Raw genomic sequence first — 15,863 nt, 5'->3', positions numbered from 1 at the left:
GTCATGACCGTGGGCCCGCCGCTCCCCCCGGGGCGGCGGGCCCACGCGTTTCTCACACGCCGGGCGCGGCCGGCACGCCGTCCACGGTGACCGTTCCCCGATCGCCGTCCACCGTGATCACCATGCCGTCCCGCAGCCGTCGCGTGCCGACCTCGACGGAGATCACCGCCGGGATGCCCAGCTCTCGGCAGACCACCACGGCGTGGCTGTTGAGCGCGCCCACGTCCACCACGGCCGCGCCGGCGACCAGGAACAGCGGAGTCCAGGCCGCGTCCGTGATCGGCGCGACCAGCACGTCACCGGGCTCCAGCGCCTCGCACGAGGCCGGGTCGGTGACCACGCGCACCCTGCCGGTGTAGGTGCCGTGACTGCCGGCCACACCCGCGAGCACGTCGCCCTCGACGGCCGCCGGGCTCCGCTCCCCGGCGCGTCGCGGCCAGCGGTCGATCTCGGTCTGCGCGTCGTCGGCCACGAAGAACGGCGGCTCCAGTTCGTGCAGTGCCGCGTACTCCCGGAGCCGCTGTGCGATCACCGGGGCGAAGGACCGCGGGGCGGCGACGTAGTCGTCGAGTTCGCTGTCCAGCAGCATCATCACGTCCTCGGGCCGGCCGAACAGCCCCGCGTCGACACCGCGGCGGCCGAGCTCCCGTACGGCCATGCGGATCTCGTTGACGACGGTGACGCAGTTCGCCTTGGTGCGCTCGCGGGCCGGGATCCACACCCGGGAGGCGTGCATGCCGGCGTCGAACATGGGCCGCGTCTCCTCGGGCAGCAGGGCCCGGATCTCCTGTGCCGTCCGCTCGCGCCCCTCCGTCAGCCGCTTGTTGCGGGCGGCGGGGGAGGCGTCGTCCGGGCTGTGCCGGATCCGGTCGACCAGGGCCAGCGCCTGGACGGGCGCCGCCTCCCAGGACAGCGCGTGGATGTCCCACTCGTTGGGGCCGCGGTCGCCGGACTCCGCCAGGAACTCCTCGAAGGAGTCACGGAACGCCTTCAGGTCCCCGGTCGCCTCGTCCAGTGCCTGTGCCACGGCGGCCGGCCCCCGGTCGAACAGCGCGCTCAGCTCCGCCGAGGCCGCCACCTGGCGCGACAGCGTCCACAGCCCGGTCGAGGGGGAGGCGGAATCGACGTCGCCGAGACCGCCGATCAGGTCGAGCATGGCGCCGGGGCGGTCCACGCTCGCGCACAGCGGGCCGAGGATGGCGGGCCCGACCGACGCGGGCAGCGACGACTCGACGTGCCGCCGGAAGGTCGTCTCCACCTCGTCCAGCAACGAGCGCGCGTGGGCCACCAACGCGGCCTCGGACAACCGCGTCAGGTCAGGGCGCGCGGCGCGCAGGGCGCGCAGCCGCTCCCGGTCGGCGTCGGCCTCGGGGAAACTGGTCTGGCCGAGCATCCGCTGAAGCGTCGCGCCCGCCTTGCCGGTCAGCTCCTCGTCCTCGTCGTCCGGATGCGCCACGTAGACAGGTGTGTCGGAACGCTGACCGACGAAGGCCGCGTCGATCTGGTCCGCCGTCTGCCCCATGCGGATGCCGAACAGCCGCATGTGCGACAGGTTGAGGTAGAAGTGGCCGCCGAACATGCCGACGAACGGCGGTCGCGGCCCGGCCACCTCCTCGTCGCGGTAGATGCCGAACCCGACGAAGCCCTGGCGCCAGCCCTGCAGACCGCGCCCCCAGACCAGGGTCCAGCCCAGCGGGCTGGCGGGGTCCGGCAGGGTCTCGCCCGCGTTGGCCCGGGTGTAGTGCGGCAGTCGCTCACTGCGCCGCCAGTCCGTGATCCAGCTCTTCATGACGGAGATCTCCCGCTGTCCGTACCGGTGCCTGCCGCTGCCCGTCCCGCGCCTACCACTGGGCCGTTCCGCCGTCGACGCTGATCAGCGCGCCGGTGATACCCGCTCCGGCGTCGCTCGCGAGCAGCGAGGCCACGGCCGCGATCTGTTCCACCGTGGTGATCTTCTTGGTGGCGGCATGCTCGGCGAAGCGGCCCAGCCACTCCTCGTAACTGATGCCCTCGGCCTCGGCGGCGGCCGGCCCCGCGGCCCGCATCAGGTCGGTGTCGACGGCGCCGGGGCAGATGGCGTTGCAGGTGACGCCCTGGGTGCCGTACTCGAAGGCGGTCGCCTTCGTCAGTCCGTGGATGGCGTGCTTGTTGGTGATGTAGTGACTGATCGCCGGCTTGTTGGCCTGCTTGCCCTCCACCGAGGAGATGTTGATGATCCGGCCCCAGCCGGCCTCGAGCATCTTCGGCAGCGCCCGGCGGGTGCCGTAGAAGTAGGCGTTGAGGTTGAAGGCCAGGGCGTGGTTCCAGGCCTCGTCGCTGAGCTCGTGCACGGGGGCGAAGCCCTGGGTGCCGCCCGCGTTGTTGACCCAGATGTCGAGCCGGCCGAAGCGCTCGGCGGCGAAGTCGGCGAGGCCCTCGATGTCCTCCTGGCTGCCCGCGTCGCAGGGGTGGAAGACGGCCCGGTCCCCGGCGTCCATCTCCTCCAGGGCCTGCTTGCCCTTGATCTCGCTGCGGCCGCTGACGACGACCGTGGCGCCGTCGGCCAGGAAGGCCTCGGCGATCGCGCGGCCGATGCTGCGCGTGCTGCCCGTGATCACCGCGACACGTCCGTCGAGGCTGCCCGTAGCCACCATGGTGTTCTCCCGCGAGTGTTGTCGGTACGTCACCTGGCGGCTTCGGAGGCCGCTGCGGCGCCTCTGTCCAGGTGCTGGTGAATGGTGCGGTGGAAGTGCTGGAGCCCGGGTTCGTTGCGTCCGAAGACGAAGTCGGTCCCGTCGAGGGCCTTCAGGCCCTGCTGGACTCCGTAGGTGGTCGCGTAGTCCTCGTCGCGGACCACCTCGTGGAACCACTGGCCGAACCGGTCGGCCTCCTGGCGTTCCTCCTCGGTGACGGCCGGTTCCCGCAGCAGGATGATCTGCTGGGTCACCGACTCGGTGGCCGTCCGGGGGAGCACCAGGGAGACGGCGATCTTCTGGCGCCAGCCGCCGGCGATCGCGAGGCCCGGGAAGAGCCAGTAGATGGGCCCGACGCAGTCCCCGGGGTCGCGCTGCTCCGGCGGCAGGTCGGCCGCCTGAGCGATGGGGCGCAGGGCGGGCGCGATGCGCTGGTGGGGGCCCCAGGTGTCGTGGGCCATCATGTTCGAGAGGTTCGTCTCGAACACCGTCTTCGGGTGCAGCGAGGCGAAGTGGTACGTCTCCAGATACCCGTCGAGGGTGACCTTCCAGTTGGGGCTGGTCAGCTCGCTGGTGGAGTAGTGGTGGCACTCCCCGAGCCGCAGGCCCGCCAGCAGCGGCTGCAGATCGCCCAGCCAGCCGTCCAGGTCCGGCTCGGCCGCCGGGTCCAGCGAGACGAAGACGATCCCCGCGCGCTCCCCGGCCGGGAGCCCGATCAGGCCGCGTCCCTCGCGCGGAACCTCGCCGAAGGTCTTCTCCGCGTACACGCCCCGCAACTCACCGGACAGGTCGTAGGACCAGGAGTGGTAGGGGCAGGTGAGCCGCCTGGACACGCCGCACCCGGGTTCGAGGAGCTTGGCGCCCCGGTGCCGGCAGGCGTTGATCATCGCGTGCACGGCGCCGTGCCGGTCGCGGGTGATCAGTACCGGGACGCCGAGCACGTCGATCGCCTTGTAGGTGTGCGGCCCGGGAAGCTCGCAGGACATCGCGAGCGGCAGCGGGACACTGCGGTGGACGGCGTCCGTCTCGCGCTGCCAGCGGTCGGCGTCGAGGTAGTGGGCGACGGGTTCCGTCCACTGGCCGTCCGCCTCGTGCGTCGTGTTGGCGCGGTAGTGCGCCACCACCCGCTCGACGAGTTCGGCCGCCTCCCGCCGCATCGTCTCGGACGCGGCGTCGGTGGACCGGTCCCGGCTGATCCACGACGAGTAGGCGGGGGTGGAGGGGGTGGAGGCCGGTGACCTGAGCGCGGCGGCTGCTTCCCGAATCTCCGGTGAACTGGTCTGGACCACGATGTCCTCACAATCCTCCCAGCCGCGAGCCGGCGACCGGCTCGGGAACGCGACAGCTGGGTTGTGTCCGAAACTGCAACAGGACTTAGTGTGGTCTGTCAATAGAAAGTGGCGAAGTTGCCGCCGGGTGTCCCGTGGGGGTGCGGGTGAGCGTCATGACGCGGCCGTTCGAGGTCGGTGTGGTGGTCCGGGACCTGGAGCTGATGGAGCGCTTCTACAGCGCGGTGATCGGCTGTCGAGCCGGGCACCGCTCGCGCGTGCCGGCCTCCGTCGGCGGACCGGCGGGGCTCGGCGGCGAGCTGGTGGTCGTCTGGCTGAAGGTGCCCTCCGGGGGGCGTCAAGCTGATCCTCCCCCGGTCGGCGCCGGTGTCGCCGGGCGCGGAGCCCGTGCTCGCCGGGCGGCCGGGGCTGTCGTACCTCACCTTCCCTGTCGACGACATGGACCCCTTGGTCGCGGTGCTGCCCGGCGCGGGCGCGCGGCCCCTGTCGGACCCGTGGGTCGTCCGGGCGCGCGGGCGGCGGATCAGCTTCTGGGCTGATCCGGAAGGCGATGCCGTGGAGTTGGCGGACCGGCGCGGCGACCGCCCGCGTCCGGGGCGTAGTAATTAGAGACGCCATTCAGTAAGGTGCCCCTGCTGGTTACTGTAGACCGGCACTAGTAAGTCCGATTGCTTGGCAACCTCCCTCGGGCGAAGGGGCGGACGATGGCTCAACGAGCGTCGACGGCATCGAAGAAATCCCCGCAGGTCAGCACCGCGACCATCAGAGACCTCCATGAACGCATGGTGCGCATCCGGCTGTTCGAGACGGAGGCGGGAAAACTGATGGAGGCGGGCAGGCTGCCCGGCTTCCTGCACCTGTATGTCGGCCAGGAAGCCGTCGCCGCCGGCGTGATGGCGGCCCTGCGCGACGACGACCAGATCACCTCCACGCACCGCGGCCACGGACACGCCGTGGCCAAGGGCGTCGGTTTCCGCGAGATGTACGCCGAGCTGTACGGCCGGGTCACCGGAGCCTGCCTCGGCCGGGGCGGAAGCATGCACATCAACGACCTCACCCGCGGCATGCTGGGGGCGAACGGCATCGTCGGGGCCGGTGTCCCGATCGCGGTGGGCGCCGCCTTCGCCGCCCGGTACAAGGGCGAGGACAGCGTCGCCGTGACCTTCTTCGGGGACGGCGCCACCAACATCGGCGCCTTCCACGAGGGCGCCAACATGGCCGCGATCCTCGGCCTGCCCGTGGTCTTCGTCTGCGAGAACAACGGCTACGCCGAGTTCACCCCGCAGTCCGGGCACATGCTGCTCACCGATGTCGCGGACCGGGCCGCCGCCTACGGCATGCCGAGCGTGATCGTCGACGGCATGGACGCGGTGGCCGTCCATCGCGCCGCCACCGAGGCCGTCGCGCGGGCCCGGTCCGGCGCGGGGCCGATGATGATCGAGGCCAAGACCTACCGCTACTTCGACCACCAGGGCGTCAAGGGCCTGCGGCATCCCTACCGCTCGGACGAGGAGGTCGCCGAGTGGAAGGCGCGCGACCCCATCGACCTGATCGAGGCGCTCGCGCTCGCCGACGGCACCGCGACCCGCGCGGAACTGGACGACGTATGGCAGCGCACGCGCGACGAGATCGCCGACGCCATCGCGTACGCCGAGGCGAGCCCGCCGCCCGACCCCGCCGACCTGCTGCTCAACGTCTACTCGGGATGACCGCCATGACCACCACCGCCGAAGCACCGGCCGTCGCCACGCGCAAACTCACCTACGTCAAGGCCTTCAACGAGGGTCTCGCGCAAGCCATGCGCGAGGACGACAACGTCTTCGTCGCCGGGGAGGACGTGGCCGGATACGGCGGCGTGTTCCGCATGTTCGACAACCTGCTGGAGGAGTTCGGCCCCCGCCGAATGATCGACACCCCGATCTCCGAAGCCGCCCTCGTCGGCCTCGGAGTGGGGGCCGCCGCCCGGGGGCTGCGCCCCGTCGTCGACCTGATGTTCATGGACTTCATCGGCGTCTGCCTCGACCAGATCGTCAACCAGGCGGCGAAGATGAAGTACATGTTCGGCGGCGCGCTGTCCGTGCCGCTCACCATCACCACCGCCTCCGGGGCGGGCCTCGGAGCCGCGGCCCAGCACAGCCAGAGCCTGGAGGCCTGGCTCGCCCATGTGCCCGGCCTCAAGGTGGTGATGCCGTGCGACGCGTACACCGCCAAGGGCCTGACCGTCTCCGCCATCCGGGACGACAACCCGGTCGTCGTCATGCTCAACAAGGTCCTGCTGGGCAGCGCCGGCGAGGTGCCCGAGGAGATCTACGGCATCCCGCTGGGACAGGCGCACACCGCACGGCACGGCTCCGACGTCACCGTGATCGCCCTCGGCCGCATGGTGGGGGAGGCCCTCGCGGCGGCCGACGAACTCGCCGCCGAGGGCGTGGACGTCGAGGTGATCGACCCGCGCACCGTGCAGCCGCTGGACACCGAGACGATGTTCGCCTCCGTCCGCCGTACCAACCGGGCGCTCGTGGTGCACGAGGCCGTCACCTTCGGCGGACTCGGGGCGGAGATCGCCGCCCAGATCCAGGACACCGTCTTCGACCACCTGGACGCGCCGGTCCTGCGCATCGGCGCCCCCTTCTCCCCGGTGCCCTTCTCACCCGTCCTGGAGAAGGCGTACGTGCCCGACCGCGCCCGTATCGCCCAGGGCTGCCGGCGCCTCCTCGAAAGGTCGTGACCGACGTGGCGATCGAGGTTCTGCTGCCGAAGATCGGGCTGACCATGCAGGAAGGCACGATCGACGAATGGCTGGTGCCGGCCGGCACGGCGGTCGCCGAGGGTGAGCCCCTGCTCCGGCTGGCCACCGACAAGGTCGACGTGGACGTCGAGGCGGAGGCCGGGGGACTGTTCCACCCCGTGGTCGCGGCGGGGGCCACCGTGCCGGCGGGGGCCCTGATCGGCTGGCTGCTGGCGCAGGGCGAGCAGCCACCGGAGACCCTGGGCACGCCGGCACCCCCCGGGGCCGCGTCCGCCCCGGAAGCGGCCATCACGGCCGCACCGGGCGGCGGCGCGGGTACGGGCGCCCCGCCTGCCCCGGGTGGCGCCGAGCGTGCCGGGGAAGCCGCCGGGGCGCCCGCGCCCCCAGGCCCCACGGGCCGCCTTCTGTCGTCGCCGAACGCCCGGCGGGTCGCCGCGGCCGCCGGCGTCGACCTGACCGCCGTACACGGCACGGGTCCGGGCGGCCGGATCGTCTCCGAGGACGTGGAGGAGTTCCTCGTCGCGCACCCCGACGCCCCCGTCCCGCCCGGCGGCACGCCCACCTCGCCGCTGGTCCGCAAGCTCGCGAAGGAACGCGGCATCGACCTGTCGGAGGTGAACGGCACGGGTCCGGGCGGCCGGATACGCCGCTCCGACCTCGATGCGACCGCTGCGGCGCCCGCACGGCGGAACACGGACCCCCGGCCCGGGGACGTCCTCCCGCTCACCGGGATGCGCGGCACCATCGCCCGCCGGATGCACGCCAGCCTCCAGGAGATGGCCCAGCTGACGCACGGCTACGAGGTGCGGATGGACGCCGTGGTGTCCCTGCGGGACCGGCTCAAGGAGGAGTGGGCCGACGGCGAACTGCCGGTGCCCAGCCTGGGCGACTTCCTGCTGAAGGCGGCGGCCCTGGCCCTGCGCGAGCACCCCCTGCTCAACGCGACGGTCCGGGAGGACGGGATCCATCTGCTCGACGGCATCCACCTGGGATTCGCGGTGGCCGTGCCGGGCGGCCTCATGGTCCCCGTGATCGAGGACGCGGCGGCGCTGCCGCTGGCCGAGATCACGCGCCGGTCGAAAGCCCTGGCCCAGGCCGCCCGCGAAGGGCGGATCTCGCCCGCGCACCTGGAGGGCGCCACCTTCACCGTCACCTCGCTGGGCGGATACGGCGTCGACTTCTTCACCCCGGTGATCAACCCCGGCAACGTCGCGATCCTCGGGGTGGGCCGGCTCAGGGACGGTGTCGAGTGGGTGGACGACCGGCCGCTGCGGACGCGCGTGCTCACGCTGAGCCTCACCTTCGACCACCGTGCCGTCGACGGGGCGCCCGCCGCGGAGTACCTGCGCACGGTCGGCGGGCTGCTGAGCAGACCCCTGCGCCTGCTGGTGTGACCCGGCCGCCAGGGGCTGTGCCGGCGGATCAAGTCGCAGGAAAGCAGCGGTGACTCATCGGCCCAGGTGAGCGGGGTCTGGTGCGTTCAACTGCAAGGCGGAGGAGGGCGTCGACGCGAGGGGGGTCCCGCCCGCGCGAGCGAAGCCGAGCGTGGGGGAGTCGGCAACCGACGACAACGCCGCAGGTGGGCGTGCCAGACCCCGCGTCTGCGGCATGATCCGCCGGACAGCCCCTAACGGACGGGGCCGGCGATCCGCTCCGCGAGAGCGCCGACCTCGCGGCCGAAGGAGCGGTGCCCGAGCGACCGGTAGACGTCGTCGCTGCGGACCTGCGAGACCGCCGCGGTCTCCAGCAGCGCCAGCAGGCCGAGGCCGATCACCGCCGCCTCGGCGTCGGAGACCGACGCGCGGGCCTTGCGGATCAGTCGCACCAGTTCGTCCAGCACCTCCGTACGGCTCTGGTGGCGCAGCGACTCCGCCTCCTGGCTCATCCCGGCCGACGACACGAAGAACACCGTGGCGGCGGAGCGGTGTTCGCCCATCCAGGCCAGCAGGACGGTGACCGGCGCCCCGATGTCCGAGCCGGGCTCGTGGGCCTCGGTGAGCGCCTGCAGGCGCTCGCGCAGCGCGGCGGCGAACGCCCGCATGGCCTCCGCCAGGATCTGGTCCTTGGACGAGAAGTGGTAGTACACCGCGGCCGAGGTCATCTCCGCACGCGAGGCGATGTCGGCCACCGTCACCTCGTCCGGGGACTGGGTGGCGAACAACTCCGTGGCTGCCTCGATCACCCACTGCTTGCGTGAGGGACGGTGGGCTGCGCGGGGTCCGGATGTCGTCATGCTGTCAAGTATGCCGACGTCCGGGCGCCCCGGAGCCCAAGGTGCAGAAGGAATCGTGCGCACGGCCGGTCGGAGTTACTGGATAGACTGGTCAGTACCAGGGCCCCACGGGGGCCGGGGCCGACGGCAGCGGGCAGGGAGCATGATGGCCACCACGGAGAACGGCAAGCAGCCCGCCCACAGGCCCTCGCGGCGGCAGCACATCATCACCGCGGCCGTGCGGGTGTTCGGCCGCACCGGGTTCGCGGAGACCAGCATCCAGGACATCGCGGACGAGGCCCAGGTGGTCCCGACAGCCGTCTACTACCACTTCGACGGCAAGGAAGAGCTGCTCGAACTGGCCATGCGCCGGGTCTTCGACCAGCTGAACGCGGTCGTGGAGGCGGCCCGGCCGGACTCCGCGCCGGGTGACGCCGAGGGCCTGGTCCGCGTCATCGACGCCGTGTGGGCATGGGTGGAGCACAATCCCGACGAGGCCCGGCTCTACCAGGTCCAGATCGCCTCCGCCAACGGCAGCGTCAAGGCGCTGCGGGACGAGTTCGAGCAGCGGCACATCCAGCGCGGCTACGACTATCTGCCGGTGGGCACCACCCGCAGCCCCCGGGCGGCGAAGGCCCGGCACGCGGCGAACGCGCTCGCGGTCCGCACACTGATCAGTACGACGGTGCTCGTCACCGCGTTGCGGGCGGAAGGCGGACCGCTGGCCCAGCTGCCCTCCCGGGCCGTGCAGGAGGCGGTCAGGGAGCTGGCCCTGCGCATCGTCGCGGCCGAGCCGAAACCGGCGCGGTCGTAGCGACAAAGGCCGGGGCAGGGTCGCTCGGGGTCGCCGGACGACGGTCAGCGGTCGGCGGTGGGCGAGTCCAGGGGCGCCCCTTCACACCGTCAGGACCGCACACGCGCTGATCCCGGGCGCCCCGTACACGTGGGTGAAGCCCACCCGGGGGGCGCCCGGTACCTGCGGACCAGGGGCCCGGCCCTGCAACTGCCGTACGACCTCGTGGAACTGGCGCAGCCCGGAGGCGCCGACGGGCTCGCCGCCGGCCAGACACCCGCCATCGGTGTTGACCGGTATCCGGCCCGTGGGTTCGGTGCCCCCGGAGGCCAGCAACTCCTCCTGCTCGCCGTGGCCGCACAGCCCGGTCTCCGCCAGGTGGACCAGCTCCGAGCCGCTGTCCGTGTCCTGCAGCTGGGCCACCTGTACGTCCGCCGGCCGCAGCCCCGCCGTGCGGAAGGCCGCCTCGGCGGCATCGACGCTGGGGCTGTGGTGCGGTCCCGGCGGCAACCAGGGAGAGAACACCTCGAACGAACCGAACCGCCGGGTCCGGAAAGCCAACGACGCCAGTCTCACGGGTCGTTCGCACAGATCGAAGGCGCGGTCACCGAGCGCCAGCACCAGGGCCGCCGCGCCCTGACCCGGCGAGCAGAACATGTACTGGGTGAGCGGCGGACTGACCTCGGCGGAGTCGAGGATCTCCCGTTCCGTCAGCGGCGTGCGACGCCAGGCCAGCGGATGCCGGGCGCCGTTGCGGAAGGCCCGCGCCGCGACCATCGCCAGCGCCCGCTCGGAGAGGCCGTGCTCGTACAGGTACCGGCGGGTCTTCAGCGCGAAGAACTGGGTGGTCAGCATCAGGCCGGTCTCCGCGTACCAGTCGCCCAGGCCGTAGCGGGCCGCGGAGACGTGGAACGCGCCCCGCTCATGCTTGTCGAACCCCACCGCGAGGCCCAGCTCCGCCTCACCCGCACGGAGCGCGTTGGCCACCGCGAGCACGGTGGAGGCGCCGGTCGCGCAGCCGTTCTGCACGTTGACGAACGGCACCCCGGTCAGTCCCAGCCGGCCCACCAGGGTGTCGGGCTTGCCGGACACGTCGGAGCCGCCGGCCGCGTAGCCGATGTCCTGCCAGGCGACACCGGCGTCGGCCAGCGCCGAGCGCGCCGCCCGCTCGGCCATGTCCATGCCGGTGACGCTCTCGTCGCGGCCGAAGGGATGCATCCCGCAGCCGACCACGTACACGTCGTCGTGCCGGTTCATCGCTCCCCGTCCCGCTCCCCGTCCCGCTCCCCGTCCCGCTCCGCGCGGAACGCGAAGGTCACCACCTCGGTTCCGCCCTCCTCGCGATAGGCCGGCACCGTGGTCAGCCGAACCGGCAGGCCGATCCGGATCTCCTCGCGGGACACCGCCAGCAACGCTTCCACCAGCACCTCGTCCAGGTCCACATAGCCCACGTGGTACGGCCGGTGACCCTCGGAGGGCAGCCGGTACGGCGGTTTCGGCGCGAACGCCTGGCGCGTCCACGACCACACCCGCCCGCTCACCGGCAGCACCCGCTCCGCCATCGTCCCGTCCGGACACCGGGGGCACGAGTCCTGCCGGGGGAAGACGACGGTGCCGCAGCCGGAGCAGCGCGCGCCCACCAGACGAGGCGGTCCCCCGTCGGCGTACTCCCGGATCTCGAACAACGACTCGTCAATGAGCCTGCCGGTCATGTTCCCTCCCTTCGTCCACGTCTCATCCACGTCACCAGCCCAGCAGTGCGGCCAGCCGCTCCCGATGGTGCGCGGCGCCCCCCAGCAGCACCGCGTCGGACTGGGCGCGCCGGAAGTACAGGTGGGCGTCGTGCTCCCAGGTGAAGCCCATCCCGCCGTGCAGCTGCACGCACTCGGCGGCGACGGAGACGAACGCCTCGGCGCACCACGCCTGTGCCACCGCCGCCGCCTCGGCCAGCGCCCGGGGCGAGCCGTCCGCCCGGACCGCGCGCACCACGGCCGACCGGGCGGCCTCGACCTGGAGCAGCATGTCGGCACAGGCGTGCTTGACCGCCTGGAAGCCGCCGATCGCCCTGCCGAACTGGATACGGTCGCGTACGTGGGCCACCGTCATGTCCAAGGCGGCCTGAGCTCCGCCCAGTTGTTCGGCGGCCAGCGCCACCAGGGCCACGTCCAGCGCGCGGGACACGATCTCCGCCCCCTCGCCGCCGGCGGTCGACGCCCGGGCCCGGGCCCGGTGGAACGTGACCACCGCCTGGCCCCGGCTGAGGTCCAGCGTGGGCACCCGGCGCACCGTGACCCCCGGCGCGCGCGGATCGGCCAGGAAGAGGTCGACGCCGTCGGTCCCGGCCGCGGCCACCACCAGCGCCTCGGCGTCCGCGCCGTCGAGGACGAACGGCGCGGTGCCCTCCAGCAACGGGGCGCCGCCCTGCCAGGTGACGGTCACCGGCACGGCGTCGGGCCGCCACGTCCCGTCGGGCGCGACCGCCGCCAGGGCGTGGACGACGCCCTCCGCCAGCCGGGCCAGCGCCTTGTGGGCCGTGCCGCAGCCGGCCAGCACCTGCCCGGCCAGCACGGTGGAGGACAGCAGCGGAACCGGTGCCAGGGTCCTGCCCAGCTCCTCGCAGACGGCGGCGATCCCGGCGAGTCCGCCGACGCCTCCCGCCGACGCGGGCAGGCCGAGCGCCGCGAGGCCGACCTGCCGGCCCAGGGTGTCCCACAGTCCGGCGTCGATGCCCGGGGCCTCCTCGGACAGCCGGCGGACCGCGGTGGTGCCGCCGGCGTCCGCGCACACCGAGCGAACGGTCTCGCGCAGGTCCGCCAGCTCGGTGTCCGACAGGGCCGTGCCGTCGGCGTCGGCCACGGTGCTCGTCATCGGGTGCCCCCGCTCGTGTCGTCGCGTTCGTCCAGGGCGCTGTGCGCGGCCGCCATCCGGGCCACCGGCACCCGGTGCGCCGAACAGGAGACGTAGTCGAGGCCGAGGCGGTCGCAGAACGCGATCGACTCGGGGTCACCGCCGTGCTCACCGCACACGCCCAGTTTGATGCCGGGCCGTACCTCCCGGGCCCGCTCGGCCGCCAGGGCGACCAGGGCGCCCACCCCGTGCGGGTCCAGCCGGGCGAACGGGCTCGCGGTCAGGAACCCGCGTTCCTGGTACGGGGCGAGCACCTGGCGTTCGACGTCGTCCCGGGAGAACCCGTAGGTGAGCTGGGTGAGGTCGTTGGTGCCGAAGGAGAAGAACTCGGCGTGCTCGGCGAGTTCGCCGGCCAGCAGCGCGGCTCGCGGGGTCTCGATCATCGTGCCGAGCCGGTAGGGGACCTCCACCCCGGTGCGGGCGGCGACCGCGGCGGCGGCGTCACGTACGTACTCGGCCGCGGCGGCCAGTTCCTCCGGCAGGCTGACGAGCGGGATCATCACCTCCAGTTCCGGCCGCACCCCGGTGGCGGCGACATCGGCCCAGGCGGCGAAGAGTGCCTCGGCCTGTGCCGGGTAGAGCCGCTCGTGCAGCAGCGCCAGCCGCACCCCGCGCAGCCCGAGCATCGGGTTCGCCTCCCGCAGCGCGTCGGCCCGCAGCGCGTCGGCCGCGTCCAGGGCCTCGCCGGGGGCGGGCAGGAACTCGTGCAGCGGGGCGTCCAGCAGGCGCACGGTCACCGGCCGTCCGCCCACGGCGGCCAGCAGCGCCCGGAAGTCCTCGTACTGTGCGCGCTCCAGCGCCACCAGGGCCTCCGCACGCGCGGCCGGGTCGGCGGCGAGCAGCACCCGGCGGATCAGCGGCAGCCGCTCGCCGAGGAACTGGTGCTCCGTCCGGCACAGCCCGACACCCTCGGCGCCCAGGGCGAGGGCCGTCTCCACCTCGGCCGCCGTGTCGGCGTTGGCCCGCACGCCGAGTCGGCGCACCCCGTCCGCCCAGGCGAGCACGGTGGACAGTTCGGGCGGCGGGCCGGCCACGCCGACGTCGAGCCGTCCGGCGTAGACCGCGCCGGTGCGGCCGTCGAGTGAGACGGGGGCGCCCTCGCGCACCACGCGCTCCCCGAAGCGGACGGTCCCGGTGGCGAGGTCCACGCGCAGTCCCTCGGCGCCGCACACGGCGGGCTTGCCGGCGCCGCGCGCCACCACGGCGGCGTGCGAGGCGATTCCGCCGCTGCCGGTCAGCACGGCCGCGGAGGCCAGCATGCCGGGCACGTCGGCCGGCGTCGTCTCGGCGGCCACCAGGACGACCGGGGTGCCGTCCGCGGCCAGTTCGAGGGCCCGTTCACTGGAGAGCACCACCGCCCCGGACGCGGCACCCGGCGCCGCGGGCAGCCCCTTCACCAGGAGCTCCTCGCCACCGGTCAGCCGCAGTCGGGGGTGCAGCAGTTCCTGTACCTGCGCGGGGGTGATCCGCCGGACGGCCTCCTCCCGGCCGAGTGCCCCGTCCCGGGCCAGGTCCGCGGCCAGACACACCGACGCCCGCAGCGGTGGGCGGAGTTGGGCGGAGGCGGAGAGCAGGGAGATCTCGTCGTCGCGCAGCTCGAAGTCGACCGAGACCGGTGCGCCCAGATGGCGCTCCAGGGTGAGCAGGCAGTGCTCCAGCAGCGCGGTGCCGCCCGCGAGCCGGTCCAGCGGTTCACCGGTGTGCGGCGGCGGGGCGCTGCGGCGGACCCCGCGGAAGAAGGAGCCCTGCGGGCACAGGCGCCCGGTCTCGGGGTCACGGCTGACCGCCGTGCCGTAGCCCGAATGGTCCGCCGGGCCGATGCGCAGGGCCTGCACATGCAGGGCGACGGCCAGGTCGGCGGGGAGGCGCTGGGCCCGGCGGGACCTTCTCGCACGCGGCGAGTCCCATCGGGCGAGGAGGGCACGGGCGGCCAGCGCCACCTGCTGTGCCGGGTCGTCGGGGAAGGGCCGGGAGCCGTGCTCCGCCACCAGGGACAGCAGCACCTTCACCCGGGCCCGCGGCCCCGGGGTGTCCAGGAGGGCGTCGTCGAGCAGCGCACCGGGGACATCGAGGGCGTACTCGGCGATCACGCGCACGGTGGCGGCCCACACGTCGTACAGCGCGTCCTCGCTCCCGATGACGGCGCACAGGCCGTCGGCGCCGGCGGGGGTGACGCCGAGACAGGCGAGGTCGGGCGGCAGTCCCGCGATCCCGGTCGGCGCGCTCGCCGACAGGCGCAGCAGCAGCGGCCGGGCCAGGTCGGCGATCCGCCGCCCCGAGAGCTGCTCGACCAGAGCCACGGCGGCCTCGGCGGTGTCGGACTCCGCCAGGGACGCGGCGGCGCCCGCGGGCACGGTGAGCCCCGGCACGACCGGCAGGCCCAGGCTCACCAGCCGGTCCATCGCCGCGCCGTGCGCGCCCAGGTCGTCGGCGCCGAGGCCCCGGATCCGTCCCTGGCCGTACGGCACCAGGATCCGGCCGGGGGCCCCCGGCGGCGCGGTGGCGCCGGGGGGCACGCCGGGCGCCTCGGAGGGTGCGAGCGGGCCCGCCTCGCGGCCGGTGACGCTCATCCCCGGCCCCTGGTGACCAGCTCCTCTTCCCGGGCCTCGTCCTCGGCCCGGCTGATGCCCAGCACGAGCAGCAGCTCCTGGTGCAGCCGCATCCACACGGTGTGGTACGAGTCGCACAGGGGTGACGCCAGCCACTGCGGGGCGCCGTCGTCGAAGCGGTCGAGGGCGTTCTCCAGGGCCGTCAGATAGCGCCCGCTGCCCGCGAGCACCCGGTCCAGCCTGCGCAGGACGGGCTGGATGGCCTCGTGCACGTCCTCCAGCGACTCGCGTACCTCGGCGTCGTAGACCTCGTCGGAATGGTCGTTGGCGGTGCCGTCGGGGCGGCACTGCCATGCCGTGCACACGTCCCGGATCCTCCGGTTGACCGGCAGGAACGCCTCGTACGCCGCGGTGATCTTCTCCTCCTGCTCGGAGCCCGCGGCAACCCGCAGCAGCTGTGCGACGGCGGCCTTGGCCCGCTCGGTGGGCAGGACCACCGGACCCTTCACCGTCGCCAGCCCGGCGTCGGCCATCGGCCGGTACTCGGAATCCGGCCGACCGCGCCACATGCCACGCAGAACGAGGTCGACGACGGCTTCGGTGAGGGCCTCGTCCGAGGCGTCCGGAAGGTCCACGGCAGCTGCATGCATCGCCACACCTTTTGCTTGGTTCTGTGTTGCCCGGAGGTTACG

General features: G+C 73.3%; 13 protein-coding genes. 4 read left to right on the top strand and 9 right to left on the bottom strand.

Annotation, left to right across the window (positions count from 1 at the left end):
- Positions 1-52: 52 nt before the first annotated feature.
- From AQJ58_RS25625 to AQJ58_RS25615, 3 genes are read right to left on the bottom strand one after another with little or no spacing between them, the layout of a single operon-like run.
- Positions 53-1,789 carry a PEP-utilizing enzyme gene (locus tag AQJ58_RS25625; RefSeq protein ID WP_067253979.1) on the bottom strand — a complete coding sequence of 579 codons (1,737 nt, stop codon included), beginning with the start codon at positions 1,787-1,789 and terminating at the stop codon, positions 53-55.
- Between the two features lie 52 nt (positions 1,790-1,841).
- Complete coding sequence (locus AQJ58_RS25620) at positions 1,842-2,633, bottom strand: SDR family NAD(P)-dependent oxidoreductase (RefSeq protein WP_067253976.1); 792 nt, start codon at positions 2,631-2,633, stop codon at positions 1,842-1,844.
- A 29-nt stretch (positions 2,634-2,662) separates the two neighbouring features.
- Positions 2,663-3,961, bottom strand: a complete 1,299-nt coding sequence (locus AQJ58_RS25615; RefSeq protein ID WP_067253974.1) for an aromatic ring-hydroxylating oxygenase subunit alpha — start codon at positions 3,959-3,961, stop codon at positions 2,663-2,665.
- 704 nt (positions 3,962-4,665) lie between these two features.
- On the opposite strand from AQJ58_RS25615, the gene AQJ58_RS25605 reads away from it, so the two are divergent.
- Genes AQJ58_RS25605 through AQJ58_RS25595 form a run of 3 tightly spaced genes read left to right on the top strand, consistent with a single transcriptional unit; the run spans position 4,666 to position 8,104 of the window.
- Positions 4,666-5,670: a thiamine pyrophosphate-dependent dehydrogenase E1 component subunit alpha gene (locus AQJ58_RS25605; protein WP_324613825.1), complete on the top strand. Its 1,005-nt coding sequence runs from the start codon at positions 4,666-4,668 to the stop codon at positions 5,668-5,670.
- A gap of 5 nt (positions 5,671-5,675) precedes the next feature.
- Positions 5,676-6,689: an alpha-ketoacid dehydrogenase subunit beta gene (locus AQJ58_RS25600; RefSeq protein WP_067253970.1), complete on the top strand. Its 1,014-nt coding sequence runs from the start codon at positions 5,676-5,678 to the stop codon at positions 6,687-6,689.
- 5 nt (positions 6,690-6,694) lie between these two features.
- Complete coding sequence (locus AQJ58_RS25595; protein ID WP_067254283.1) at positions 6,695-8,104, top strand: 2-oxo acid dehydrogenase subunit E2; 1,410 nt, start codon at positions 6,695-6,697, stop codon at positions 8,102-8,104.
- Between the two features lie 233 nt (positions 8,105-8,337).
- Here AQJ58_RS25595 and AQJ58_RS25590 read toward each other — a convergent pair whose 3' ends face one another.
- A complete protein-coding gene (locus AQJ58_RS25590; protein WP_067253967.1) occupies positions 8,338-8,943 on the bottom strand; it encodes a TetR/AcrR family transcriptional regulator in 606 nt (201 codons plus the stop codon).
- 145 nt (positions 8,944-9,088) lie between these two features.
- On the opposite strand from AQJ58_RS25590, the gene AQJ58_RS25585 reads away from it, so the two are divergent.
- Positions 9,089-9,736 (top strand): TetR/AcrR family transcriptional regulator, encoded by a 648-nt coding sequence (locus tag AQJ58_RS25585; protein WP_234360291.1) that lies wholly within the window; start codon positions 9,089-9,091, stop codon positions 9,734-9,736.
- A gap of 81 nt (positions 9,737-9,817) precedes the next feature.
- On the opposite strand, the gene AQJ58_RS25580 is transcribed toward AQJ58_RS25585, so the two are convergent.
- The 5 genes from AQJ58_RS25580 to AQJ58_RS25560 are packed head-to-tail and all read right to left on the bottom strand — an operon-like array spanning position 9,818 to position 15,821.
- Positions 9,818-10,972 carry a thiolase family protein gene (locus AQJ58_RS25580; RefSeq protein ID WP_067253961.1) on the bottom strand — a complete coding sequence of 385 codons (1,155 nt, stop codon included), beginning with the start codon at positions 10,970-10,972 and terminating at the stop codon, positions 9,818-9,820.
- The gene (locus tag AQJ58_RS25575) at positions 10,969-11,427 is read right to left on the bottom strand and encodes a Zn-ribbon domain-containing OB-fold protein (RefSeq protein ID WP_067254280.1); all 459 of its coding nucleotides are present in this window, start codon (positions 11,425-11,427) and stop codon (positions 10,969-10,971) included. The genes AQJ58_RS25580 and AQJ58_RS25575 overlap by 4 nt, the downstream gene beginning before the upstream one ends.
- A 31-nt stretch (positions 11,428-11,458) precedes the next feature.
- Positions 11,459-12,583 (bottom strand): acyl-CoA dehydrogenase family protein, encoded by a 1,125-nt coding sequence (locus tag AQJ58_RS25570; protein ID WP_067253959.1) that lies wholly within the window; start codon positions 12,581-12,583, stop codon positions 11,459-11,461.
- Positions 12,580-15,192, bottom strand: coding sequence for a putative PEP-binding protein (locus AQJ58_RS25565; RefSeq protein WP_067253956.1), 2,613 nt, complete (start codon positions 15,190-15,192; stop codon positions 12,580-12,582). Before AQJ58_RS25565 ends, AQJ58_RS25570 begins: the two co-directional genes overlap by 4 nt.
- Complete coding sequence (locus tag AQJ58_RS25560) at positions 15,189-15,821, bottom strand: hypothetical protein (protein WP_234360290.1); 633 nt, start codon at positions 15,819-15,821, stop codon at positions 15,189-15,191. The genes AQJ58_RS25565 and AQJ58_RS25560 overlap by 4 nt, the downstream gene beginning before the upstream one ends.
- Positions 15,822-15,863: the final 42 nt, after the last annotated feature.

It is taken from the genome of Streptomyces sp. DSM 15324 (assembly GCF_001514285.1).
GTDB lineage: Bacteria > Actinomycetota > Actinomycetes > Streptomycetales > Streptomycetaceae > Streptomyces.
The sequence above is the reverse complement of the archived record's forward strand: the minus strand, read 5'-3'. Positions and strand labels throughout refer to the sequence as shown.